The sequence below is a fragment of the Erwinia oleae genome, from assembly GCF_000770305.1.
In the GTDB taxonomy this organism is placed as follows: Bacteria; Pseudomonadota; Gammaproteobacteria; order Enterobacterales; family Enterobacteriaceae; genus Erwinia; species Erwinia oleae.
The window spans coordinates 1-24,207 of sequence record NZ_JNVB01000025.1 but is presented as its reverse complement, the minus strand read 5'-3'; the positions used below and the strand labels follow the sequence as shown (position 1 = coordinate 24,207).

Below are 24,207 nucleotides of genomic sequence, written 5' to 3'. Positions count from 1 at the left end.
TTGCCCAAAAGGTAAGCCGGTAAGTATTATTTATTTCACCTGAATCACATCAAGCCGCTCAGGCATCTCTTCATCATCCTCAACGCGCCATCCGGCAGGCTGGAGCGGCAACGTTTCGCGATCAAATGCCAAATCACCGCCGTCAACCACCGCCGATCCGTGTTGAATACCGCGAAAATCGAACAACTGGTGGTCGGCCAGATGAGAAGGCACCACGTTTTGCATCGCGCTGAACATTGTTTCAATACGTCCGGGGAAGCGTTTGTCCCAGTCACGCAGCATATCGCCAATAACCTGCCGTTGCAGATTTGGCTGCGATCCGCACAGGTTGCAGGGAATAATCGGGTATTCGCGGGCAATGGCGAAACGCTCAATGTCTTTTTCCCGGCAGTAGGCCAGCGGGCGGATCACAATATGTTTACCGTCATCACTCATCAGCTTTGGCGGCATGCCTTTCATCTTTCCACCGTAAAACATGTTGAGGAAGAGCGTTTGCAGAATATCGTCACGGTGATGGCCGAGCGCGATTTTCGTGCAGCCCAGTTCGCTTGCGGTGCGATAAAGAATGCCACGACGCAGGCGCGAGCAGAGCGAACAGGTGGTTTTGCCTTCCGGGATCTTCTCTTTAACGATGCCGTAGGTATTTTCTTCAACAATTTTGTACTCAACGCCCAGTTTTTCCAGGTACTCAGGCAGAATATGCTCAGGAAAACCGGGCTGCTTCTGATCAAGATTGACCGCCACCAGCGAGAAATTCACCGGCGCGCTCTGTTGCAGGTTGCGTAAAATTTCCAGCATCGTATAGCTGTCTTTGCCGCCGGAGAGGCAAACCATAATGCGGTCACCTTCTTCAATCATGTTAAAGTCGGCAATCGCCTCGCCGACATTGCGACGCAGACGCTTTTGCAGCTTATTCAGATTATAGCGGGACTTTTGATTAACTTCTTGATTAGAATGCATTTGTTGACTTACTCGTTGCGATAGTAATCGTCGCGTGAAGCGCGCGGCGTCATGATGCAGAGTATGGTACGGATTACAGCAGGGATTACCAGCAGGATTTGAGCGCTTATTACGCGCCAGGCGTAATGGTTTTTGTGAAAGCTTCTTCAGCGTGTCCGATGCCTCTGTTACACTCGCGGCATTCCGCCCGTCGACGTAAACAGAGAGTACTGTGTGACCGCTTTTTCACTGCTTCCAGGCCTGCCCGCCAGCCAGATCGAGAATCTTAACGAGCTCGGCTTCCATAGCATGACGCCAATTCAGGCCGCCGCGCTTCCCGCCATTCTCGCCGGACGCGACGTGCGGGCACAGGCGAAAACCGGCAGCGGCAAAACGGTGGCATTTGGTCTGGGCGTCATGCAGCGCATCAATGCAACGCAGGGTGCCACCCAGTCGCTGGTGCTTTGTCCCACGCGCGAACTGGCCGAGCAGGTCACGAAAGAGCTACGTCGTCTTGCTCGCTTCACCGCAAACGTAAAAATCCTTACCCTCTGCGGCGGACAGCCAATGAGCGCGCAGCGGGATTCGTTGGTCCACGCGCCGCATATCGTGGTCGGCACGCCAGGGCGCATTCTCGATCACCTCAAACGCGAAACCCTGCGGCTGGACGGTATCGCCACCCTGGTGCTGGATGAAGCGGATCGGATGCTGGAAATGGGTTTTCGCGATGATATTGATGCCATTATCAGCCACTGCCCGTCAGCGCGACAGACGCTGCTTTTCTCCGCCACCTGGCCGCAGGACATCGCGCAGATCAGCCAGCACATTCAGCGCGATCCGCTGAGCGTTGAAACGGATGACGTGTCGGCGCTGCCCGCCATTGAGCAGCATTTCTATGAGACGGGCTCACGTGAAAAACTGACGGCGCTGACTGGCCTGCTGAGCGAACGTCAACCCGCGTCCTGTGTGGTGTTCTGCAACACAAAACGCGACTGCGATGATATTGCCAACGCGCTGATAAGCAGCCGTATTGACGCGCTGGCGCTGCATGGCGATCTGGAACAGCGCGACCGCGACCAGGTGCTGATACGCTTTGCCAACGGCAGCAGCCGCGTACTGGTGGCGACCGATGTCGCCGCGCGCGGGCTGGATATCAAATCGCTGGCGCTGGTGGTGAATTATCAGCTCTCTTACGATCCTGAAGTGCACGTACACCGCATTGGACGCACGGCACGCGCGGGCGAAGAGGGCAGCGCCGTCAGTTTTGTGTCTGCTGATGAGATGATCCGCGCTCACGCGCTGGAAGATTTTCTGCAACAGAAGCTGGTATGGAAGCCGGTCGCCTCTCTGCTCTCCGTCGCGGCCAGGCCGCTACCGGCGCTGAATATCACGTTGTGCCTTGATGGCGGGCGCAAAGCGAAAATTCGCCCCGGTGATATTTTAGGCGCGCTGACCGGTGAGGCAGGGCTGAGCGGCGATCTGATTGGTAAAATCGATATTGCGCCTGCGCATGCTTATGTTGCGCTGAAAAGCGAGGGCGGCCGCCAGGCGTTGAAGTCGCTTCAGCAGGTAAAAATTAAAGGCAAGACCTGCCGCGTACGATTGCTGAAATAGAATTTCTCCAATAAAAAAGCCAGCGACGCTGGCTTTTTTTTCAGATTTTATTGACGTCAGGTGGTGCTGAAAGCAGCGGTTCCGCCTGCTCAATCAACGTCTTGAAATGGGGCTGCTGTTCATGATTCTCCACCGCCGCGCCGTTTTCCCATCCCTCATGAAACAGGAACACGTTCCCGTCCTCCACGCTGCGATAAAGATCGTAATGCAGGCAGCCTGCTTCCGCGCGGGAAGGTTTCACCGCGTGATTAAGCACTTTTTTTAACTCATCAGCCTTGCCAGGTTTTGCCGTAAATTTCGCCACAATCAGCACTGATTTATTACTCATCCTGTTTTCCTCTTATGTTCCTGAACTTAATCAGTTTAGCAAACCCTGACGCATAACTTTCAACCTTCGTGCTGTCAGGCATCAATTTTATGCGACGTTTCCCTGTGAATATCGCGCCACGGCGCTTTCCGCCTGGCGCTGGCCCAATGGTTGCCAGCCTCTTGCGTGACAACAAACGCTGAGTCACCTCACCGCGCATTAAGGCGGCAAGCGGTCAGACAATCTGACCACACGTATCAGCCAGGCGACCGCGTCGCGCTGCTGAATGGTAAATATTTATGTCACCTCTCGACCCACCCGGAATCGTGGCATATGCTGGCTGTCCAACCGCCTGGAGAAACACCATGAGAACCACGACTTTACTTATTGCTGGCGCAATATTGCTGCTGGCCGGATGCAGCAGCAGCGATGATAACGAACCGCCGCAGCAGGCCACCGCTGCGCACGTGCCTGCAAAAGTCGTGATGTCCGATCTGGCTGCCAGCAACTGCGTCAGCGCAGGCGGAACGCTGGCGCTCTCCCGCCAGCTCGATGGCTCATCGGTGGGCATGTGCCAGCTGGCGAACGGTCGTCGCTGCGGCGAAGACGCGCTTGCCGGTGGCACCTGCGCGCGCTGATTACGCAGTCAGCGCGTTTGGACAGGGCTCTCCGTTGCTCAACAGCTTCAGATTTTGCAGCGTCGTTTCCGCAATGCTGGTCAGCGCGTCCGCCGTCAGAAACGCCTGATGGCCGGTGAACAGCACGTTGTGGCAGGCGGACAGGCGGCGGAAAATATCATCCTGAATAACGTCATTGGATTTATCTTCAAAAAACAGATCGCGCTCGTTTTCATAAACATCCATCCCCAGCGAGCCAATTTTTTGCAGCTTTAACGCATCAATGGCCGCCTGGGAATCAATCAGCCCGCCGCGGCTGGTATTGATGATCATCACTCCATCTTTCATCTGATTAAACGCCGCCATATCCAGCAGGTGGTGATTTTCCGGCGTCATCGGGCAGTGAAGAGAAATAACGTCCGCTTCCCGGAACAGCGTAGTGATATCGACATACTCTGCGCCCAGTTCACTGGCCTGTGGATTGGGGAAAGGATCAACCGCCAGCAGGCGCATGCCGAAGCCTTTCAGAATACGCAGCGTGGCCAGACCGATTTTACCCGTGCCGACGACGCCCGCCGTGCGGCCATGCATATTGAAACCGATTAACCCTTCCAGCGAAAAATTGGCGTCGCGCGTGCGTTGATACGCACGATGAATGCGCCGGTTCAGCGTCATCATCATGCCTACCGCATGTTCGGCTACGGCTTCCGGTGAATAGGCCGGTACACGCACGACCTGAATGCCCAGCGCTTTCGCCGCGTCCAGATCGACGTTGTTAAAACCCGCACAGCGCAGCGCCACAAACTTAACGCCCAGCGCCGCCAGCTCTTCCAGCACCGCGCGCCCGCCGTCGTCGTTGACAAAAATACAAACGCCATCGCAGCCTACGGCATTTTTTGCGGTGCGTTCGGTGAGCAGAAAGTCAAAGAACTCCAGTTCATAACCAAAATCCTGATTTACCTGTTCGATATATGTCCGGTCATACTGTTTTGTGCTGTACACCGCGAGTCTCATTACGCTTCTCCTGAACTCAAAAAACACTGCTTTAATCTTAACAACATTTCTTCAGGATGAACTGAAAACTCCTTATGACGCTACACCATGATTTTTGGCGAAAAACTTCTTTGAATGAACATTACGTGCCATCATTGTTTACTCTCTTTTTTTTACGGACGTAATTTGTCATGAGCCGGGGCTGGAAAATTTTCACAACGGCGGTCCTGACGCTGATTTTGCTGCTGGCCGGGCTCATGCTAACCGTCACCCGCTGGTTGCCACACCTGGCCGGCATCTGGTTACCGGCGGGCACCTCCGTGGCGCTCGACGGGCGGCCGCAGTGGCGTAACGGCGGCCTTTTTGTGCCTGACGTTCGCTATCTGGCGGGTGATTGCCCGATGGCGGTAGTGAAAGATGCCACGTTGCAGCACACGTCAGGCCGCTGGCGGCTGCATGCTGCCGGGCTGGATATCGACAGCGACTGCTTTAATCAGCTTCCGGCGGGCGAAAACCGCGCCGCGCCGCGATCGATCGCCGACTGGCAGGCAATGCTGCCTGCTGCCGATATCAATATTGATAAAGTAAAGGTCACCCCGTGGCAGACATGGGCGGGCGCGCTGACGCTCAACCTGGACGGCAGCGCACAGCGTATCCGCTATAGCGGGGAGGCGCTTTCGCTCATCGCTGAACTCCGCGGTCAGCAGTTGGATATTCAGTCATTGACGCTGAGCGCGCCGGGTGTGGAAAAGCCGGTAAGTCTTGCCGGTACGGTGACGCTGCCTGCGTTTCCTGATGGCCTGCCTGAGAGCGGTCGGCTACACAGCACGCTGACCCTGTCCGCTCTGCCGACGCCCGTGGCGATTAACCTGGCGTGGCAGCGTCGGCAGGGCCAACTGAGCGTGACGCAGCAGAATGACGACACGCCGCTACTGGCGCTTCCCTGGCAGGCGACCGCAGAAGAGATACGCATCAATCAGGGGCAATGGCGCTGGCCTTACGGCCCGCAGCCTGTTTCCGGCGGCATATCGCTGTCGCTGCGTAACTGGCAGCAGGGGCTGCCCGCGACGGAGATCGTCGGCAGGCTTAACGTGCTGACGCAGGGGCGCGGCGGCAAAGGAAACGTGGTGTTGTCGCTCGGGCCGGGACATCTTGATTTCGTTAACAGCGCATTGCCGTTTCGCATTACCGGCGAAAGCAAACTGGCTCAGCTGCAATTCTATGCCGGTTTGCCCGGTGACGTGCAGGGTGCGCTGAGCGATCCGCATATTCTCCTCAAGCCCGGCGCATTGCTGCGCATGAAAGGGCGGTTGCTTTCGACGCTGGAAGTGGATGAAGCGCGCTGGCCGCTGGCGGGCGTGACGCTCTCTTCTGCGGGATTGAGCGGTCGCCTTCAGGCAATCCTGACCGCGCACGATCCCCGGCGGGGGCGTTTTCGTCTGCATCTTGACGGCGGCGCGCGTGATTTCTGGCCGGACAAAGGGCTGTGGCGCTGGCGCTACTGGGGCGATGGCGCGATTGCACCGCTGGCGGCGACGTGGGATATCAGCGGACGAGGGCGCTGGGAGGATACGGTGATTGAACTGACGTCGCTTTCCACCGGGTTCGATCGCATCGCTTACGGCAGCGTCAACGTGAATTCCCCAAGGTTGACGCTGACGGCGCCGCTGCGCTGGCAGCGCGATCAAAAAAATCCGTTAATGACAGGGCAGTTCCGGCTTGCCGCGCAGCGTACGGATTTCTCCGGCGGGGGTTACCTGCCGCCGGCTGCGCTGACGCTGGCCGTCAGAGGCCGCGATCCGGCCGCATTTTTGTACAGCGGATCGCTACAGGCACAGGCGATCGGCCCGGTTCGGGTGCAGGGCCGCTGGAATGGCGAACGGCTGCGCGGTCAGGCCTGGTGGCCATCACAGCCGCTGTCGGTCTTTCAGCCGCTGCTCGGCGATCTGAAAATGAAGATCCAGTCCGGCACGCTCCGCGCGCAGGCGGCGTTTTCAGCTTCTGACGAGCAGGGGCTGAGCGCCGGTGGACACTGGGTGGTGACGAACGGCAGCGTACGCATGCCGGATAATCAGATTAACGGCGTGGACTTTTCTCTGCCGTTCCGCCTGAAGGCGCATCAGTGGTATTTCGGCGCAAAAGGGCCGGTTTCGCTGCGCATTAAAGAGATCAAGAACCAGTTTGCTTTGCACAATATCACCGCAGATCTTCAGGGGTGGTATCCCTGGCGCGCCCGGCAGCCGCTGCGTTTAAGCAACGTCGCCGTGGACGTTCTCGGCGGAAAAATCAGTATGGAGAGCCTGCAAATGCCGCAAACCGAGGCGGCGATGCTGCGCTTAAGCAATATCGACCTCAGTGAAGTGGTTGCGGCGGTGAAGCCAAAACAGATCGCCATGTCAGGCAAAATTAACGGCGCGCTGCCGCTGTGGCTCAACCATTCTCAGTGGCTGGTAAAAGAGGGCTGGCTGGCCAACAGCGGCCCGCTGACCATCCGGCTGGATAAGGATTTCGCTGATGCCCTGTCACAGAACAGTATTGCCGCCGGCGCCGCGCTCGACTGGCTGCGCTATATGGAAATATCGCGTAGCTGGGCCACCCTCGATCTGGATAACCTGGGTGGCCTGACGATGAAGGCGCAGGTGGAGGGCACCAGCCGCTTCAGCGATAAAAATCAGCGCGTATCGCTTAACTATACGCAGCAGGAAAATCTGTTCCAGCTGTGGCGCAGCCTGCGCTTTGGCGATAATTTGCAATCCTGGGTAGAAGATAATGCCAACCTGCCACAGCAGAAGGAAAAAAAAGATGAAACGCATTAGCCTGCTGATGCCTGCAATCGCGATGCTACTGAGCGGCTGCATTCCGCGTATCGAAGTGGCTGCCCCGAAAGAGCCCATCACCATTAATATGAACGTGAAGATTGAGCATGAGATCCATATTAAGGTTGATAAAGACGTAGAAGCGCTGCTGAAAAATAACAGCGACCTGTTCTGAGGAAAAAATAATGACTACGCTGAAAGCAATAGTAACTGCCCTGATGCTTTTTACTCCCGCCGTCATGGCGTTAACGCTTAACGAAGCGCGTCAGTAGGGCCGCGTGGGCGAAACCTTTTCCGGCTTTATCGCGCCGGTAAAACAGGATGAGGAAACCCGTGCGCTGGTCGAACGGGTTAATCAGGGACGAAAACAGGAATATCAGGCACTGGCAAAGAAGAACAATATGACCGAAAACGAAGTCGGCCGCATCGCCGGTCAAAAACTGGTGGAGCGCGCGGCGGTGGGTGAATACGTGCGTGGTATAAATGGTCAGTGGCTGAAAAAGGATCATTGAGCCGCAGCAAAACAGGCTTCCCTGCCTCATGATCTTTATCATGCTTCAGAAGCCGCGACGGTCGCGAATTCCCGATAGGTATGAAGCGGACGGCCAAGGAGGGCGGTCAGGCGCTCAACGTCACCCGGCGCTGGCAACATTCCGTCACTGACATAGCGTTCAGCCATCAGACGCATTTCATAAGCCATCCACTCAGGCATAAACGTCGCCAGGTTCTGTTCAAACCCCGTGGGATCGTCGCCGCCATAACCGATTGTACGGCCCAGAACCTCAGACCAGAGAGCAGCCGCATCGGCGCCGGTCAGCACGTCAGGGCCGACAAGGTTAATGGTGTCGGATGGCAGTTCGCCCTCTGTCTGGTCGCGGCGGATTAACTCAATTGCCGCCACTTCAGCAATGTCGCGTGTGTCGACCATGGCAATCCCCTTGCTGCCGATGGGCATTGGGTAGATGCCATGATTGACGATGACATCGGTGATCATGTGCTCATTATCAATGAAATAGGCGGGACGCAGAATGGTGGCGCTGAACCCCATTTGTGCAATCATCCGCTCGGCGCCGGATTTCACCGCAAAGTGCGGCACGTTCACAAAACGATCGGCATGAAGAACCGAGAGATAGACAACGCGTCTGACCTCCGCTTCACGCGCAATATTGAGTGTGATCAGCGCCTGAGTAAATTCATCACCCGTTACGGCATTGAGCAGAAACAGCGTTTTTATGCCAGCAAAGGCAGCGCGGAGCGAAGCGATGTTCAACATATCGCCCTGTACCACTTCAACGTCTGGGGAAAAATTCGCCTTTGACGGATCGCGGGTAAGTATACGAACGGCAGCGCCACGGCTGATAAGTTGCTCAACAACATGATGGCCAACGCGGCCAGTCGCGCCTGTTACAAGAATGGTCATTTTATTTCTCCTGAAGGATGTCTGTGTTGACGGAATCATTATCACTGATTCAAAATCAGGCGAATAGACGTTATATATAGATGCCTTGTCTCACTGGTGGAACACATGGATCTTCTGAGAATAAAAGACTTCACCCTGGTTGCCCGCTACGGCGGGTTCGGGAAAGCCGCCCGCGCCACCGGTCGCCCCAAGGCGACGCTGTCGCGCCGCGTGGCGGAATTAGAAGCTGAACTCGGTTTACGGCTGTTTGAACGGGGCTCGCGCGATCTCAGGCTGACGGAAGAAGGGCTGGCGCTGTTTGAGCGCGCGGGGCAGTTGCTCACCGAACTTGAGGAAGCCACGGCAGCAATAGCGTCGGGAGGAAAAATACCGCGAGGACGGTTGCGTGTCAGCGTTCCGCTGTTGTTTGCGCAGACCGCAATGGGGAGGCTTGCCGCCGGATTTGTGCTGCACTTTCCGGAAATACAGCTGGAGGTGACAGCGGATGACCGTGAAGTTGCGATGATTGAGGAGGGATACGATCTGGTGATCAGGGTGAATCCGAAAGAGGATGAAACGCTGATTGGTCGGCCTTTCCTGCATGATCGCCAGATCCTGGTCGCCAGCCCGCATCGAACCCGGCCTTCGGGCGACGGCGTTGTTCCGGTAATCGTCAGAGGAGCAACCGGACAGCAAAAAAGCTGGAAGTTCATCACGCCGGACGGGGCATCGACCATGATGGTCAATCCGGTTCTTTCGCTCTCGTCGATGATAATGATCCGCGATGCAGTGCGGCTTGATGTTGGCGTTGCCAGCCTGCCGCTCTCGCTGGTTTATAACGACCTCAATACCGGAAAACTGGTGAAATGGGGCGACATGGAAGGCCCGGCCGCTGCGTTGTGGGCATTATATCCCTCGCGGCGCCTGCTCAGCCCACGCGTCTCCGCCTTTATGGCCTGGCTGAAGAAATGCTTTCCTGAAGGAACATCAGACGAGCTGGCTAACTTTATAGAATAGCGATAAGCCGTCGCAAAGGCCGCGACGGCTTCATTGTTTATACGTTAAGCGGTAACGATTTGCGAAAGAACCGCTTTTGCTTCTGCGGCGGCTTTAGTCGCCACTTCCGGGCCGTACGCGATGCCTTCGGCAAAGACGAACTGCACGTCGGACATGCCCAAAAAGCCCAGGAAAAGCTTCAGGTACGGGGTTTGCAGATCGCCTGGCGTGTCTTTATGAATACCGCCGCGGCTGGTGATAACGATGACTTTTTTGCCGGTGACCAGGCCTTCAGGGCCGTTTTCGCTGTAGCGGAAAGTGACGCCTGCGCGGGCCACCAAATCAAAGTAGTTTTTGAGCTGAGTTGAGATGTTGAAATTGTACATCGGCGCCGCAATAACAATAACGTCATGAGCCTGAAGTTCAGCAATCAGCGTATCAGAGAGCGCCAGCGCTTCCTGTTGACGCGGCGTCAGTGCGGCATCGGAAGGACGCAGCGCGCCTACCAGTTCGCCGTCAAGCACCGGGATCGGATCCGCAGCCAGATCGCGTACGGTAATAGCATCGCCGCTGTGAGACGCTTTCCACTCTGATACAAAGTGATCGGCCAGCTGGTTCGACTGCGAATAACCGGCAAGAATACTGGATTTCAGAATTAAAACTTTGCTCATATTAATTTCCTTTGCGTGATGGCTTTATGCTCAATGGGTTACACTCTATGGGCAAACTTCGCCGAGTGATAGTGCAATATTCTGACGCCCGCGTTCAAAATTACTGAACAAGCGTAACCCGCGAGGGATCGGTGCTAAGTGCCTGTCTGTGCTACACTACGCGAAATTTTTTCATCTGAAATATCGGCTGCGGTCGATCGAGCATTAAACCCTATGTCTGAAATCCTTCCTTCATCACTTGCAGCGCTGATGCCACGCCTGGATGCGCTGATGCTGCGCGATCGCCAGCGGCTGCAAAAACGCCTGCACGGCGCGCGCAAAGTGAAAAATTCTGCTGCCCGTCAGTCCATAGCCGACGAGCTTGAGGCTGAGGTGACCCACGCAGAACAGCGCGTGGCGCAGCGTCGTGCGGCCACACCAACCATCAGCTATCCCGACGCGCTGCCGGTCAGCCAGAAAAAAGAGGATATCGCCGAGGCGATTAAACACCATCAGGTGGTGATCGTGGCCGGTGAAACCGGCTCCGGTAAAACCACGCAGCTCCCTAAAATTTGTATGGAGTTGGGCAGAGGGATCGTCGGGCTGATTGGCCACACCCAGCCGCGCAGGCTGGCGGCGCGTACCGTGGCGGACCGCATCGCCGACGAGTTAGACACCACGCCGGGCGGCTGCATCGGTTATAAAGTGCGCTTTAACGATCGCGTCAGCGACACCACCCAGGTAAAGCTGATGACCGACGGTATTCTGCTGGCGGAAATCCAGCAGGATCGCCTGTTGATGCAGTACGACACCATCATTATCGATGAGGCGCACGAGCGCAGCCTTAACATCGATTTCCTGCTGGGTTACCTGCGTGAACTGCTGCCGCGTCGTCCCGATCTGAAAGTCATTATTACCTCGGCGACCATCGATCCGCAGCGCTTTTCTCGCCACTTTCACAACGCGCCGGTGATTGAAGTATCAGGCCGCACCTTTCCGGTCGAGGTGCGTTACCGGCCGGTGATGGAGGACGCCGACGATAGCGAGCGCGATCAGCTTCAGGCCATTTTGGACGCGGTGGACGAGCTGAGCCACGAAGGGCCGGGCGACATTCTGATCTTTATGAGCGGCGAGCGGGAAATCCGCGATACCGCCGATGCGCTCAATCGCCGCGATCTGCCGCATACCGACGTACTGCCGCTCTACGCGCGTCTTTCCAACGCTGAGCAAAACCGTGTGTTTCAGTCGCATACCGGCAGGCGCATCGTTCTGGCGACGAACGTTGCTGAAACCTCGCTGACGGTGCCGGGCATTAAGTACGTTATCGATCCCGGCACGGCGCGCATCAGCCGTTACAGCTATCGCACCAAAGTACAGCGCCTGCCGATTGAGCCGGTTTCTCAGGCGTCTGCCAATCAGCGTAAAGGGCGCTGCGGCCGCGTGTCGGAGGGGATTTGCATTCGCCTCTATTCGGAAGAGGACTTTATAAATCGTCCCGAATTTACCGATCCCGAAATTCTGCGCACTAATCTGGCCTCGGTGATCCTGCAAATGACCGCGCTGGGTTTAGGCGACATCGGCGCCTTTCCATTTGTGGAGGCGCCCGACAAGCGCAATATTCAGGATGGCGTCAGGCTGCTGGAAGAGCTGGGCGCCATCACGCAGGACAATCAGCACTATAAACTGACGCCGTCGGGCCGGGCCCTGGCGCAGTTGCCGGTCGATCCGCGCCTCGCGAAAATGGTGCTGGAAGCGCAAAAATATGGCTGCACGCGCGAAGTGATGATCATCACCGCTGCGCTGTCGATTCAGGATCCGCGCGAGCGTCCGGTAGAAAAGCAGCAGGCTTCGGATGAGAAGCATCGCCGTTTCCTTGATAAAGAGTCAGATTTCCTGTCATTCGTGAATTTGTGGAACTACCTTCAGGAACAGCAAAAAGCGCTGGGTTCGAATGCCTTCCGCCGCCAGTGCAAGGTGGATTACCTTAACTATCTGCGGGTGCGCGAGTGGCAGGACATCTATACCCAGCTCCGCCAGGTGGTACGCGAACTGGGGATTCCGCTGAACAGTGAACCGGCGGATTTTCGTGGTCTGCATACTGCGCTGCTCACCGGCCTGCTGTCGCATATCGGCCAGAAAGATGCCGAGAAACCTGAATTTACCGGCGCACGCAACGCCCGTTTTTCGATTTTTCCCGGTTCCGGTCTGTTTAAAAAGCCGCCGAAGTGGACGATGGTGGCCGAGCTGGTTGAAACCAGCCGCTTGTGGGGGCGCATTGCCGCGCGCATCGATCCTGAGTGGATCGAACCCGTCGCGCAGCATCTGATCAAACGCAGCTACAGTGAGCCTCACTGGGAAAAAGCGCAGGGCGCGGTGATGGCCAGTGAGAAAGTGACACTGTACGGGCTACCCATCGTTGCTGCGCGCAAGGTTAACTACAGCCGTATCGATCCGACATTGTCACGCGAGCTGTTTATTCGTCACGCGCTGGTTGAGGGCGACTGGCAGACGCGCCACGCTTTTTTCCGCGCCAATCTCAGGCTGCGTGAGGAAGTGGAGGCGTTGGAGCATAAGTCGCGGCGCCGCGATATTCTGGTTGATGATGAAACCCTGTTTGCTTTCTACGATCGGCGCATTCCTCACGAGGTGGTTTCCGCCCGCCATTTTGACAGCTGGTGGAAGCAGGCAAGTCGTGATGACGCTGAACAGCTCAACTTTGCCAGAGAGATGCTGATCAAAGAGGGTGCAGAGGGCGTCAGCAAGCTCGACTATCCGAACGTCTGGCAGCAGGGTAATCTCAGCCTGCGTCTGAGCTATCAGTTCGAGCCCGGCGCCGACGCCGATGGCGTGACGGTGCATATTCCTCTGCCGTTGCTCAACCAGGTCGGGGACAAAGGTTTTGAGTGGCAGATCCCGGGCCTCAGGCGAGAGCTGGTGATTGCGCTGATTAAATCTTTACCCAAACCGCTTCGTCGTAATTTTGTGCCCGCGCCCAACTATGCTGAGGCATTTCTTGAGCGCGCCGTGCCGTTTGAGCGGCCTCTTCTTGAATCGCTGGAGCGCGAGTTCCGCCGCATGAGCGGGATCGCGCTGGCGCGTGAAGACTGGCAATGGGAGCAGGTGCCCGATCATCTGAAAATGAGTTTCCGCGTCGTCGATGAGCACAACCGCAAGCTGAACGAAGGGCGCGACCTGATGCAGCTTAAGCAGATCCTGAAAGGCAAAGTCCAGGAGACGCTGGCGAACGTCGCGGATGACGGGCTGGAGCAGAGCGGGTTGCACATCTGGAGCTTTGGCGATTTGCCGGATCGCTACGAGCAGAAGCGCGGCAGCTACAGCGTCAAGGCGTGGCCAGCGCTGGTGGACGAAAAAGACAGCGTGGCGATCCGGCTGTTCGATTCACAGCACGAGCAGCAAAAGGCGATGTGGCAGGGACAACGCAGGCTGCTGCTGCTTAACATTCCATCGCCGATTAAATATCTGCATGAAAAGCTGCCGAATAAAGCCAAGCTGGGACTCTATTTCAATCCTTACGGCAAGGTGCTGGATCTGATTGATGACTGCATTGCCTGCGGCGTGGACAAGCTGATGGCCGAACAGGGCGGGCCGGCCTGGAAGCAAAACGAATTTGACGCGCTGCATGAAAAAGTGCGCGCCGGTCTTAACGACACGGTGGTGGATATCGCAAAAAAAGTCGAGCAGATCCTGACCGCCGTTTTCAACATAAACAAACGGCTGAAAGGGCGCGTGGATATGACTCAGGCGCTGGCGCTTGCCGATATCAAAGCGCAAATGGGCGGCCTGGTATATCGCGGCTTTGTAACGCGTAACGGCTGGAAGCGCCTGGGAGATACCCTGCGCTATCTCCTTGCCATCGAACGACGGCTGGAAAAACTGCCGGTGGATCCACACAGCGATCGCGCGCGTATGCTGAAGGTGGAAAAAATTCAGCAGGCCTGGAGCGCCTGGTTTAATAAGCTGCCGGAAGCGCGCCGGGACGACGACGAGGTGAAGGACGTGCGCTGGATGATTGAAGAATTGCGCGTCAGCTACTTTGCGCAGCAGCTCGGTACGCCTTATCCGGTGTCGGAAAAACGCATCCAGCAGGCGATGGATGAGATTGCTGTTTAGGCCTTGCCGCGGACGCATTTTGTGCGTCCGCTGGCGACCGTTTCGCGCTTGTCAGGAGCGCGAAACGGATTGCGCCTCCGGTTCCATGGCGGCGACCTGAGCAGGTTGCATCTCAATGTCAGTGCTACGCCGTTCAGGCTCTGTAATGCCAAAGCTGCTGTTGATTCTGCTGGTCAGATATCCCAGTGCGCCCTGGACCTCACGCGAGGCGTGACTGAAAGCCGCATTCCCTTTTTCCAGAATCCCACCCGCGCTGTTGCCTACCATTTCACCCACCATGCCCGGCAGAGTTAGGTTTGCCGCAGTCATCGCCAGCGTCCCGGCGGCGTACTCACCGGCGCCGGCGTGCAGGAAGTCGTGGCCTTTGTTCGCTGAGAGATAGGCGATCATCGTCAGATTAAGGCCGACCAAATCTTTAAAGGTTTTCACCGCGCCCTGCAAATTAACGTTTGGATTCGCTGCCTGTTTGTACATCTCATGACTACACCACAAGCCATCAACAATATAGTCGACCATGCCCACCGGATTATCCGACATGAGCGCAACAACGCCGCCGCAAATCATACCGGTAAAAGCGGTCAGCCCAAGTTTAGGCAGGAAATCTGCATTATGAGGCGGCGCGGCCGTTTCAGTTCTGTTGTTGCGCTCATCCGGCGTGTTCCTGGTCAGAAGATCGTGGCCTTCTTGCAGCACTGAATCCATTTGTGTCAGCGTACGCTCAATCTGCGCATCGAGATTATCAGACAGATGTTTTTCGCCGCCGCCGCGAAACGCGCGATCAATTTCTGCAAAAGCCTGGCGGTTGCCCTGTAGTCCTTCGATGTAGTCGTGTAGCCGCGCTTTGGCATCACTCCGCAGAATTAACTGGTCATTACGGGAACCGAAAACCAGCGACTGCATTTTCTGGATAATATGGTTCACACCTTTGCCCAGCTGTTTCTGATTAAACCATCCGAATGTGGCTGCGCCGGAGAGTAAACCCGCGCCAACGCTGAAGGCTGGCGCGCCGTGCAACGGCTTCATTGCGTTAATAAACGCCGGGCCGGCATAAATGAGACCCACCACGCCATTAACAAACAGACGATTGTTGGCATGCTGTAGAACTGACTGATGGTTAGTACTGTCATTTGTCATCAGGCCGGTCAGCAGCGCAAGATTTTTAACAAAGTGGGGGATCAGGGTTGAACTGTACTCTTTTTCATGGGTGACCAGTGAAACCGCCAGTGGTAAGGGATAAGCAGCCAGTGTCAACGCACCGCGCCAGGCACGTTCGGTCAGGGGAACCCCTTTGCTGAGCGCGTTAAGTTCGCTGATGATATCGTTATTTGCGCTGCGCAGACTTTTCTCGGCGGCTTTTGGCAGTTTGGCGTCGGTCAGGATCGCGTCCAGCCCTTCGGCATGCGTGATCATTATCTTAATCTGTTCAGCGTACTCGCCGCGCAACTGCGACTTAAACTCTGCATCATCGCGCTGTGATAAAGCCGCATGCACATCAGTACGCTGCGACGTTTGTCTCAGCGCATGGGTCAGTTTTTGCATCGCGCCGTCAGCCTGCTCCGCCACCTCGGGCGCGTCAACGTAAACGTCCCCTTCAGACGCTGCCCGCTGAAGCAGATGATCGTGCAGTTCAGCCACCGTCTGCTGTAAATCTTTAGCGGATTCACGGCCATCAGCATCCGTTAATTGCGGAACAATGGCCGCCAGTAAATCAGAGACTTGCCTGAGCATTGGAGGAATAGTGTCGTCACCGACCAGCGGTTTAGCCAGATCGAGCGGGCGATTCAGTTGGTCGATTAACCCACGACACGCCTCGCTGGCGCTATGCAGAAACTGGCGTAACCCCTGACTACTTTTGACCTGCGGAAACGTGGCCGGGTCAAGTTCGCGAAGGAGATGTAATTTTAACAGTATGCCGCCTTCAGGCAGACCAGCCCACTGACCATGACCGGCAAAGTGCGCCGCTTGGCGAAGCGTGTTGACATCACTTGCAAGCTGGTTGAGCTGCGGTCGCTGCCCGACTGTACTCTCTGCTAATTGCTCTTGAATCTGAGTATTGACGTTGTCAAGCAGCGTATTGAGTGGCGGTTCAGTCAACTCCTGAAGCGCGTCGGCATCCTGAAGTAAATCAGGTAGCGCCGTTATTAACGGTTCAAGGCCACTGAAATTATGTTGTCCTGACTGATGCAACAAAGCCGCATTCAATGTATTACGCAATAATGCCTGTCCCTGACCTGGCGTCATTCGCGATGGCGGTAGCGGGCTGCCACTCAGCGCAAAGCAGTGAGCAGGGCCAGGCTGTTCAGTATGTACTGGCTCATTATCGGCAGACGGATGTGGATGTAACGTACTCGCGATGGAAGAAGAAGTTGGATTCATTATGTACTCATGAATAAAGATTTTTATGTACGTGGTAATAAGCCGTAATAAGTTCCTTAAATTCATGGGGTAGAGGGATAGGTTTTATTTATGACGGGCGCCTGCCCGGCAACGTTGCAAACGTCAGGCCGGAAACGCATTACTCAGCGCCATGCCGGCAAGCCGCGCGGTGGCCAGCAGGCGTTCAGGCGACTGACCGCTGCGCGCTTTGGCGGAAAGCCCCGCCATTATGGTGCTGATAAAATCGGTCAGCCGGCTCGCGTCCTGTGGATACCGTTCGGCAATAAAATCATGGATCGCCTTTCCGGCGGCGAAGTAGTAATTGCTGGCGAGCGCGCGGGCATCCGGATCGTTACAGCGAACCCCTTCCAACACCAGGCAGCCTCTTGCAAGCGGGTCGGCCGCATAATACCGTGCCGCCTCCTCAAGCAGTTCTGCCAGACACTCAGCAACCGGTCGATCCGGGCGAAGGATCTCGTTTAGCGGGATCGCACCCTGATGGCTGTAGCGATCGAGAACGCGGGTAAACAGTCCCGCCTTACTGCCAAAAGCCGCATAGAAACTGGGCGCTTTGATGTTAAGCGCGTCGGTAACATCCGACACGCTGACAGCATCGTATCCGTACGCATGAAAGAGTTTCTGTGCGGTTTCCACCGCGATAGCCGGATCGAAGCTGCGAGGCCGTCCCGGCGAACGGGTTAATTTTTTAGTCATGACTACATAATCCATTGACGAGGCTCTCAGGGTATTATATACCGTCTACTACAATATTACTTGTGGAGCGTGTTATGACAGATTTTAAAAATAAGTCGGTGCTGGTATTGGGTGGAAGCCGCGGCATTGGCGCAGCAATCGTACGGCGGTTTGCCGCAGATGGCGCAGCCGTCACCTTTACCTGGGGTGGCTCGTCGGAGGCGGCACGGCAGCTTGCCAGCGAAACCGGCAGCGTGGCGGTGCAGATCGATAGCGCCGATCGCGATGCGGTTATTGCGCAGGTGCGCGCCAGCGGCCCGCTGGACGTGCTGGTGGTGAATGCAGGCATAGCCGTTTTCGGCGATGCGCTGGAGCAGAGTGCTGATGAGATCGAGCGGCTTTTTAAGATCAATATCCACGCGCCTTACTATGCCTCGGTCGAAGCGGCCCGACAGATGCCGGAAGGCGGGCGAATCGTTGTTATTGGTTCGGTAAACGGCGACAGGATGCCCATTGCAGGCATGGCGTCTTATGCGGTCAGCAAGTCGGCCTTACAGGGGCTGGCGCGTGGACTGGCCCGCGATTTCGGCCCGCGTGGCATCACGATAAACGTGGTGCAGCCGGGGCCAATTGATACCGATGCCAATCCGGCTGAGGGGCCGATGAAGGAGTTGATGCACAGCTTTATGGCGCTTAAACGTCATGGCCGGCCGGAAGAGGTCGCCGGTATGGTCGCCTGGCTGGCCGGGCCGGAAGCAGGGTTTGTCACCGGCGCAATGCATACGATAGATGGCGCTTTTGGCGCCTGAGCGTCTGCTTATTCGAAACGCTCTTGCTGTTACTGCGCCAGCGCTTCCAGATTATCGCGAAAGGCGGTAACGGCAATGGCGCGGTTGTCCGCAAGATAACGATCTTTCGCTGCCGGTGCAGAGCTCTGCACTGCGATAAGTTGCCATGCATTGTCCACCTTTAATAACAGCGGCGAGCCGCTGTCGCCCGGCAGCGTATCGCACTGGTGCGACAGCACGCTTTTTTGCGCCCATCCGGTCACCAGACAGTCGCTATGAGAATAGAGCGTCTCCAGATGATCTTCCGGGTAGCCTGCCTGGGTCACCCGTCTTGACGTCTGTTTCAACGCCGCGGTTAAATCGCTGCGGCTGCCGTCAAATAAGGGAATCGGCGTGATGCCTGATGGGGGATTACGCAAGACCACCAGGCCGTAATCGTAGGGCGCTGCCGATGCGGGCACAATCCAGCCGTCGCCGTCTGCCTTCAACTTTTTTCCCAGCGCGGGATCGACACGCGTTTCTATGTCGTGGATCTCATAGCGCCAGCCATTTTTCTCATTGGCAATAAAACGCAGAGCAATAGCTTTATCCACTTTACCCGGCGGAATAACCAGGCAGTGACCGGCGGTCAGCGCCAGATGCGCGGAGATCAGCGTTGCACTGCAAAGGTTGCCGCTGGCGGTCTCAAGCTGGCCGATGGCTTCCCAGGGCTGGCTTGCATTATCAGAAACCGGCCTGCGTTCATCGTTGCCAAAAAAAAGGGTTTTCACATCCGCACTGCTGGTATCGTCTTCGTCAGCATGACCAGAAAAGGAAAAAGCTAAACACCCGACCAAAAAAGCTGCTTTTAGGCGCATATCTCTCTCTGAATGGAGAATAATCACAATTTAACCCTGAGGATGGTGCTAACTATAGTCGGATACGGGGCAAAAAGGGAGAGTAAACTGGAATATCAGCACGCCAGAAAATTACAGCCAGAAACTGGCGGTAATGACGCCGCAGATAATCATCACCAACAGGATAATTTCGAACGAGTAGCGTCGCACCATTATCCGTGACTCCAGAAAGAAACACCCGGCGAACCGGGTGTTAAGTGACATCATGCTATCAACAGTTTTATTTCTGCAATTATGCTGCTGGCGTTGCTGCTTTTTTCACTACTTTTTTGTGGTGCTTTTTAGCGGCCTGCGCTTTCTGAGCAGCAGGTTTTTTAGCTGCTTTTTTATGGTGTTTTTTGGCAGCCTGCGCTTTCTGTGCGGCGGCTTTTTTATGTTGTTTGTGATGCTTAACGGTGGTTGTTTTCGCCGGAGTAGAAGTGGTGGTGCTGGTGGTGGTGCTTGAGTCAGTTGATGCTGGCGCAGCAGCGGTATCAGCAGCGAAAGCAACAGAAGACATACCCAGAGCAGCGGCTACAACCAGAGCAAATAATTTTTTCATTGCAAAAATCCTCGATTTTATTTCACATGTCAGCCCACTGCGGGGCCGGTAGGTGAACTATAAGGAAGTGGTTTGCAATGTTCAGTGAGTGATTGGTATCGGCGTGTAACGGATTGTACAAAGGGCCGGTGAGTGTCAAATTGTGACAGGCATTTCAAAAAAAACATCATAAATTTGTCTTGAGTGTGGCGATAGCGCACTATGCAGGCTGGAAAAGGAAGAACAAGGACGAACAGGCATGTTATATATCGATGAAAATGGTTACGTTGATGCAGAACGCATTGTTGTTAAGATTTTTAATACAATTGAACGAGGAAAATTGCGTAAAGTTAACGGCATAATAGTACATCAGACGGGCGGCCCCAGCGCTGAAAGTGCATTCAATAATTATAAAAATAAAGGTGCAAATGGCGCGCATTTTCTGATCGCTAAAGATGGGGCGATATATCAAACCGCTTCTTTATACAAAGTAGCCAATCATGTTGGCAATATCAGGTCAAGATGTTTTATGGAAATGAGATGCAGCCCTGTGGAACTCGCTAAGATCAAACCTTTCCTGAATCAATATAAGCAACTATCCCGTATTGAGCAAAAAAAAACCTATCCAGAACGATATCCAGCTAATTTTGATTCAATTGGAATAGAAATCGTGGGAAAGCCAGAGTCCGGGGAAGGTGAAAATGCCATTTATGAAAAAGTTAATGATGCGCAAAATAGTTCGCTTAAATGGTTAGTTAACCAACTGTCAGATACATTCAATGTTTCAATGGCTGATGTCTTCAGGCATCCGGAAGTATCGTATAAAGTCAAAACTGAAGCAGGCACGGCAAAATGGTGAATATACTTCATTCGTTGCTGATTTTGCTTTACGCTGTAAATGTTGCGCAGGTAAATGCAGCGTCAGACAGAAAAATAGTATCAATAGAAATTAACGAAACAGGTAAAAGTGAAGATGACGCCGAAAATGTGAAAAGTGGCTGTCGTAATTTTATCCCTGACATGAAAGATATTCGTGCTTTTTTCCTCAACTCGCAGCCGGTGCCTCTCAGCTTTATCGTGCGCGATCGCTACTCGCCTTGCTATGCAACAGGAAGTGTCGAATTTAATAATAGTTTTCGCGGAAGATGGAAAATATACTCCAGTGGCGGCGGTGTATTATTTTGGGATACGGGCGACAAGGTGAGCTTATTTTATAAGCGTTACACATGGCGCGATCCGTTTGAATGTATCTATGATGCAGTGGACGAGGAAGATTGTTAGCGGGGAACATGAAGCGGCTGAAATCTCATTAAACAAACTCGCATACGTAAAAAATATTGCCGGATTTACTGAAATTTGTGCGGCCGTTTACCGACCGCACAGCGTTTAAATCGGTTAAATGCCCCGCAAATAGCGATTCTCTAAATGCTGGCGGAACCAGACAGGATTCAGGTCTTCGCCGGTGGCATTCTCAATAAGCTGGCGGGTGCTGAAACGGCTGCCGTGCTGCCAGATATTTTGCCCCAGCCAGTCGAAGACCGGTTGCAGGTTGCCTTCCCCCAGCAGTTCATTAACCTGCGGCAGCGCCTTCTTCAATCCCTGGAAAAGCTGCGCGGCATACATTGCGCCGAGCGTATAAGTAGGGAAGTAGCCGAACGCGCCATCGGTCCAGTGAATGTCCTGCATACAGCCATCGCGATAGTTACCGGTGGTATCCAGGCCCAACAGCGACTGCATTTTCTCCTGCCATAGCTGAGGAATATCATCCACCTCGATGTCACCTTCAATCAGCGCGCACTCAATTTCGTAACGCAGAATAATGTGCGCAGGATAGCTGACCTCATCGGCATCCACGCGGATCAGGCCTGGTTTCACGCGCTGATTAAGTGCAATAAAGTTTGTGGTTTCCAGCGCAGGCTGATCGCCCAGCAGCAGTTTGACCTGCGGCAGGATCAGGCGCAGAAATTCGGCGCTGCGACCCAGTTGTTTTTCAAAAAACAGGCTTTGTGATTCATGGATTGCCGTTGAGCGGGCCAGTGAAACCGGCTGTCCCGGCCACTGCTTCGGCAGGTTCTGCTCGTAACGGGCGTGGCCGGTTTCGTGGATCACGCCCATCATCGCGCTGATAAATTCGTTTTCATTGTAGCGTGTGGTAATGCGTACGTCTTCCGGTACGCCGCCGCAGAAAGGGTGGGCGCTGACGTCCAGCCTGCCTGCATTAAAATCAAAATCCAGCTGCTTCATGATCGCCAGGCCAAGCTGCTTTTGCGATTCAACGGCAAACGGCCCGACCGGCACCTCAACGGTTTCCCGCGCCTGCTTATCGACGATGCGTTGCAGCAGATTCGGCAGCCACTGTCTGATGTCTCCGAAGGTGTTGTCCAGCTTCGCGCGCGTCATGCCCGGTTCGAACATATCCAGCAGCGCATCGTAGCGCGACACGCCCCCGGCCTGCGCACGGATTTCCGCTTCCCGCCGACTCAGTTTGACCACTTCTTTCAGGTTTTCAGCAAAGCCCTGCCAGTCGTTGGCCGGACGCTGCTGTCGCCAGGCGTGTTCACATCGCGTACCCGCGATGGATTTGGCTTCCACCAGCGAGGCGGGGAGCAGGGCGGCCTGCTGCCAGACACGGCGCATTTCGCTCACGTTAGCGCGTTCGATATCATTCAGCGCAGCGGGGTCGACCTCATTCAACCACTGGCCGACCTCTTTTGCCGTCAGGATTTCATGGCGCAGCACGCTCAGTTCAGCCAGCGCTTCGCCGCGCGCGCTGCTGCCGCCTGGCGGCATCATGGTCATCATATCCCAGCCAGCAATGGCTGAAAGGTGACCGAAGCGGGAGAGGCGGGTAAACGTTTTGGTCAGATTTTCATAGGCAGAAGGCATGGGATTCCTTGATGTTGTCTGGCGCCATCAGGCAGCGCGGGAAGAAGGGGTTAAGGGTAAATTAATTGGCCAGCAAAAGCGAACGCTGGCGCCGCCCAGCGGGCTGGCGCCGATGGAGACGTTACCGCCAAAAGCCTGCGCGACGGAATGCACGATGGCCAGGCCCAGCCCGCAGCCGCCGGTGGCACGATCGCGGCTGGGATCGAGCCTGACAAAAGGTTCAAATACCCGCTCGCGTTCTTCGGGCGGAATGCCGGGGCCGTCGTCTTCGACCTGCATAAAAGCGCTCTCGCCATCAAACCACAAACTGATGCGCAGGCGCTGGCTGGCATAGCGCAGCGCGTTATTAACCAGATTATCAAGCACGCGCTCGATCAGGCGCGTATCGGCCACGCCGTGATTCTGCCGCTGCGGCATATCCAGTTCAATGGTGAAATCAGGGTGCATAAAGCGGATGTCTTCCAGCCGTTCGCTGAGCCAGCGCGCCAGATCGAGCGGCTGCGCGTCGAGCTTTACTTCAGGACGATCGAGGCGTGCATAGGTCAGCAGCTCCTCAATCAACGACTCAAGCTGGCCGATGTCACGATTCAGCGCGGCGGCTTCCGCTTCCGTCAGGTTCTCACTCATCTCCAGCCGGTAGCGCAGGCGTACCAGCGGCGTGCGCAGTTCATGGGCAATACCGTCAATTAACTGTTTTTTACTGGCGACCAGCGCGTTGATATTGTCCGCCATCTGATTGAAGGCTACGCCAAGACGCAAAAGGCTTGACGCGCTGTCGAAATGGACACGTTCGTCCAGATGCCCCTGGCCAAAGCGCTGTGCGGCGGCCTCCAGCCGCAGCATCTCCTTCCAGTGCGGACGCATCCAGATAAACACCGGAAACGCCAGCGAAATGCCAATAAACGCCAGTAGAGCAATGTCCAGCAGCCGCATCTCATGCAAATAGAAAAGGTAAGGAATGGGCCCCACCGCCAGCACATAATGGCTACGTGGAATGTGTTGCAGGAAAGTGTATTCATCATCGAGCGCAACGATTTCACCGGCGCGCAGGCGTTTGAACGTAGCTGCATCGAGCCGGTAGTTGCTCATGGGTTCGATATGCAATTTGAACGACAGGTTGAGATCAAGGTTATCGATGGTTTTGTTCCAGTCACGCGGCGGGATCTCCCGCAGTTCGCTGCGCATCAGGTACAGCGAACTTTTCATCAAATCGTTCATTGACTGGCGCCCGGCGCGTTCGGCGGTGAATTTATAGACCAGCCCGACCAGCATCGCCATCACCAGAAAGCAGACCGACAGCAACAGGTAGAACTGAATAAACAGTTTCTTCATTGCTCTGCATCCCAGGCGTGTGGTGCAAAAAGATAGCCTTTGTTACGGATGGTTTTGATGCGATAGGGTTCGGTGGCGCTGTCCAGCAGTTTTCTGCGCAGTCGCGATATCGCCACGTCAATACTGCGATCCATCCCGTCGTAGCTGACGCCGCGCAGCGTCTTTAACAGCGCGTCGCGGTTTAAAATCGTGCCTGCATGGGTCGCCAGCTCCCACAGCAGATCAAAATCCGCCGTGGAAAGAGCAACGACGTC

At 55.4% G+C, this 24,207-nt stretch carries 22 protein-coding genes and 1 pseudogene; 10 read left to right on the top strand and 13 right to left on the bottom strand.

Annotated features, from left to right (window positions below; translation table 11 throughout):
* Window positions 1–30: 30 nt before the first annotated feature.
* The gene (gene ttcA, locus GS12_RS10170) at window positions 31–960 is read right to left on the bottom strand and encodes a tRNA 2-thiocytidine(32) synthetase TtcA (RefSeq protein WP_034914997.1); all 930 of its coding nucleotides are present in this window, start codon (window positions 958–960) and stop codon (window positions 31–33) included.
* 213 nt (window positions 961–1,173) lie between these two features.
* Here ttcA and dbpA point away from each other — a divergent pair, with 213 nt between their 5' ends.
* On the top strand, window positions 1,174–2,553 hold the full coding sequence (gene dbpA / locus GS12_RS10165; RefSeq protein WP_034946544.1) for an ATP-dependent RNA helicase DbpA: 1,380 nt from the start codon (window positions 1,174–1,176) through the stop codon (window positions 2,551–2,553).
* A 40-nt stretch (window positions 2,554–2,593) separates the two neighbouring features.
* On the opposite strand, the gene GS12_RS10160 is transcribed toward dbpA, so the two are convergent.
* On the bottom strand, window positions 2,594–2,881 hold the full coding sequence (locus GS12_RS10160) for a putative quinol monooxygenase (RefSeq protein ID WP_034914995.1): 288 nt from the start codon (window positions 2,879–2,881) through the stop codon (window positions 2,594–2,596).
* Window positions 2,882–3,225: 344 nt separating this feature from the next.
* On the opposite strand from GS12_RS10160, the gene GS12_RS10155 reads away from it, so the two are divergent.
* Complete coding sequence (locus GS12_RS10155; RefSeq protein ID WP_034946541.1) at window positions 3,226–3,498, top strand: putative hemolysin; 273 nt, start codon at window positions 3,226–3,228, stop codon at window positions 3,496–3,498.
* Here the strand turns inward: GS12_RS10155 and GS12_RS10150 are convergent, their stop codons facing one another.
* Window positions 3,499–4,491, bottom strand: coding sequence for a 2-hydroxyacid dehydrogenase (locus GS12_RS10150; RefSeq protein WP_034946538.1), 993 nt, complete (start codon window positions 4,489–4,491; stop codon window positions 3,499–3,501).
* A 170-nt stretch (window positions 4,492–4,661) separates the two neighbouring features.
* On the opposite strand from GS12_RS10150, the gene GS12_RS10145 reads away from it, so the two are divergent.
* The 3 genes and pseudogenes from GS12_RS10145 to GS12_RS10135 all read left to right on the top strand — a co-directional run bounded on the left by GS12_RS10145 (window position 4,662) and on the right by GS12_RS10135 (window position 7,798).
* Window positions 4,662–7,286 (top strand): YdbH family protein, encoded by a 2,625-nt coding sequence (locus GS12_RS10145; protein ID WP_034946535.1) that lies wholly within the window; start codon window positions 4,662–4,664, stop codon window positions 7,284–7,286.
* Entirely contained in the window at window positions 7,273–7,461 is a 189-nt protein-coding gene (locus GS12_RS10140; protein WP_034914982.1) for a YnbE family lipoprotein, read from the top strand. The genes GS12_RS10145 and GS12_RS10140 overlap by 14 nt, the downstream gene beginning before the upstream one ends.
* Window positions 7,462–7,471: 10 nt before the next feature.
* Window positions 7,472–7,798 (top strand): annotated as a pseudogene (locus GS12_RS10135) (YdbL family protein).
* Between the two features lie 38 nt (window positions 7,799–7,836).
* Here the strand turns inward: GS12_RS10135 and GS12_RS10130 are convergent.
* Window positions 7,837–8,706: an SDR family oxidoreductase gene (locus tag GS12_RS10130; RefSeq protein ID WP_034946532.1), complete on the bottom strand. Its 870-nt coding sequence runs from the start codon at window positions 8,704–8,706 to the stop codon at window positions 7,837–7,839.
* Between the two features lie 105 nt (window positions 8,707–8,811).
* Between GS12_RS10130 and GS12_RS10125 the strand changes: the two genes are divergently transcribed.
* Window positions 8,812–9,702, top strand: a complete 891-nt coding sequence (locus GS12_RS10125) for a LysR family transcriptional regulator (protein ID WP_034946530.1) — start codon at window positions 8,812–8,814, stop codon at window positions 9,700–9,702.
* 44 nt (window positions 9,703–9,746) lie between these two features.
* Here GS12_RS10125 and GS12_RS10120 read toward each other — a convergent pair whose 3' ends face one another.
* Window positions 9,747–10,352, bottom strand: a complete 606-nt coding sequence (locus tag GS12_RS10120) for an FMN-dependent NADH-azoreductase (protein ID WP_034914969.1) — start codon at window positions 10,350–10,352, stop codon at window positions 9,747–9,749.
* A gap of 213 nt (window positions 10,353–10,565) precedes the next feature.
* Between GS12_RS10120 and hrpA the strand changes: the two genes are divergently transcribed.
* On the top strand, window positions 10,566–14,462 hold the full coding sequence (gene hrpA / locus GS12_RS10115) for an ATP-dependent RNA helicase HrpA (protein ID WP_034946527.1): 3,897 nt from the start codon (window positions 10,566–10,568) through the stop codon (window positions 14,460–14,462).
* 51 nt (window positions 14,463–14,513) lie between these two features.
* Here the strand turns inward: hrpA and GS12_RS10110 are convergent, their stop codons facing one another.
* Together GS12_RS10110 and GS12_RS10100 are read right to left on the bottom strand one after the other, a co-directional pair.
* The gene (locus tag GS12_RS10110) at window positions 14,514–16,838 is read right to left on the bottom strand and encodes a hypothetical protein (RefSeq protein ID WP_152601392.1); all 2,325 of its coding nucleotides are present in this window, start codon (window positions 16,836–16,838) and stop codon (window positions 14,514–14,516) included.
* A gap of 123 nt (window positions 16,839–16,961) precedes the next feature.
* Window positions 16,962–17,552: a TetR/AcrR family transcriptional regulator gene (locus GS12_RS10100; RefSeq protein WP_034946520.1), complete on the bottom strand. Its 591-nt coding sequence runs from the start codon at window positions 17,550–17,552 to the stop codon at window positions 16,962–16,964.
* A gap of 74 nt (window positions 17,553–17,626) precedes the next feature.
* Here GS12_RS10100 and bdcA point away from each other — a divergent pair, with 74 nt between their 5' ends.
* A complete protein-coding gene (bdcA, locus tag GS12_RS10095) occupies window positions 17,627–18,340 on the top strand; it encodes an SDR family oxidoreductase (RefSeq protein ID WP_034946518.1) in 714 nt (237 codons plus the stop codon).
* A gap of 29 nt (window positions 18,341–18,369) precedes the next feature.
* Here the strand turns inward: bdcA and GS12_RS10090 are convergent, their stop codons facing one another.
* The 3 genes from GS12_RS10090 to asr form a co-directional block, all read right to left on the bottom strand.
* A complete protein-coding gene (locus tag GS12_RS10090) occupies window positions 18,370–19,176 on the bottom strand; it encodes a trypsin-like serine peptidase (RefSeq protein WP_034946515.1) in 807 nt (268 codons plus the stop codon).
* A 111-nt stretch (window positions 19,177–19,287) separates the two neighbouring features.
* On the bottom strand, window positions 19,288–19,422 hold the full coding sequence (gene ydgU, locus GS12_RS25135; protein WP_268747355.1) for a small membrane protein YdgU: 135 nt from the start codon (window positions 19,420–19,422) through the stop codon (window positions 19,288–19,290).
* Between the two features lie 25 nt (window positions 19,423–19,447).
* Window positions 19,448–19,756 carry an acid resistance repetitive basic protein Asr gene (gene asr / locus GS12_RS10085; protein WP_034914951.1) on the bottom strand — a complete coding sequence of 103 codons (309 nt, stop codon included), beginning with the start codon at window positions 19,754–19,756 and terminating at the stop codon, window positions 19,448–19,450.
* A 238-nt stretch (window positions 19,757–19,994) separates the two neighbouring features.
* Between asr and GS12_RS10080 the strand changes: the two genes are divergently transcribed.
* Window positions 19,995–20,594 carry a peptidoglycan recognition protein family protein gene (locus GS12_RS10080; RefSeq protein ID WP_034946511.1) on the top strand — a complete coding sequence of 200 codons (600 nt, stop codon included), beginning with the start codon at window positions 19,995–19,997 and terminating at the stop codon, window positions 20,592–20,594.
* Entirely contained in the window at window positions 20,588–21,016 is a 429-nt protein-coding gene (locus tag GS12_RS10075) for a hypothetical protein (protein ID WP_034946507.1), read from the top strand. The genes GS12_RS10080 and GS12_RS10075 overlap by 7 nt, the downstream gene beginning before the upstream one ends.
* 114 nt (window positions 21,017–21,130) lie before the next feature.
* On the opposite strand, the gene GS12_RS10070 is transcribed toward GS12_RS10075, so the two are convergent.
* The 3 genes from GS12_RS10070 to GS12_RS10060 form a co-directional block, all read right to left on the bottom strand.
* Window positions 21,131–22,621, bottom strand: coding sequence for a carboxypeptidase M32 (locus tag GS12_RS10070; RefSeq protein WP_034946504.1), 1,491 nt, complete (start codon window positions 22,619–22,621; stop codon window positions 21,131–21,133).
* Between the two features lie 27 nt (window positions 22,622–22,648).
* The gene (rstB, locus tag GS12_RS10065; RefSeq protein ID WP_034914942.1) at window positions 22,649–23,953 is read right to left on the bottom strand and encodes a two-component system sensor histidine kinase RstB; all 1,305 of its coding nucleotides are present in this window, start codon (window positions 23,951–23,953) and stop codon (window positions 22,649–22,651) included.
* Window positions 23,950–24,207, bottom strand: a 258-nt coding sequence (locus GS12_RS10060) for a winged helix-turn-helix domain-containing protein (protein ID WP_034946501.1), incomplete at its 5' end; no start/stop codon positions are given. The genes rstB and GS12_RS10060, both read right to left, overlap by 4 nt.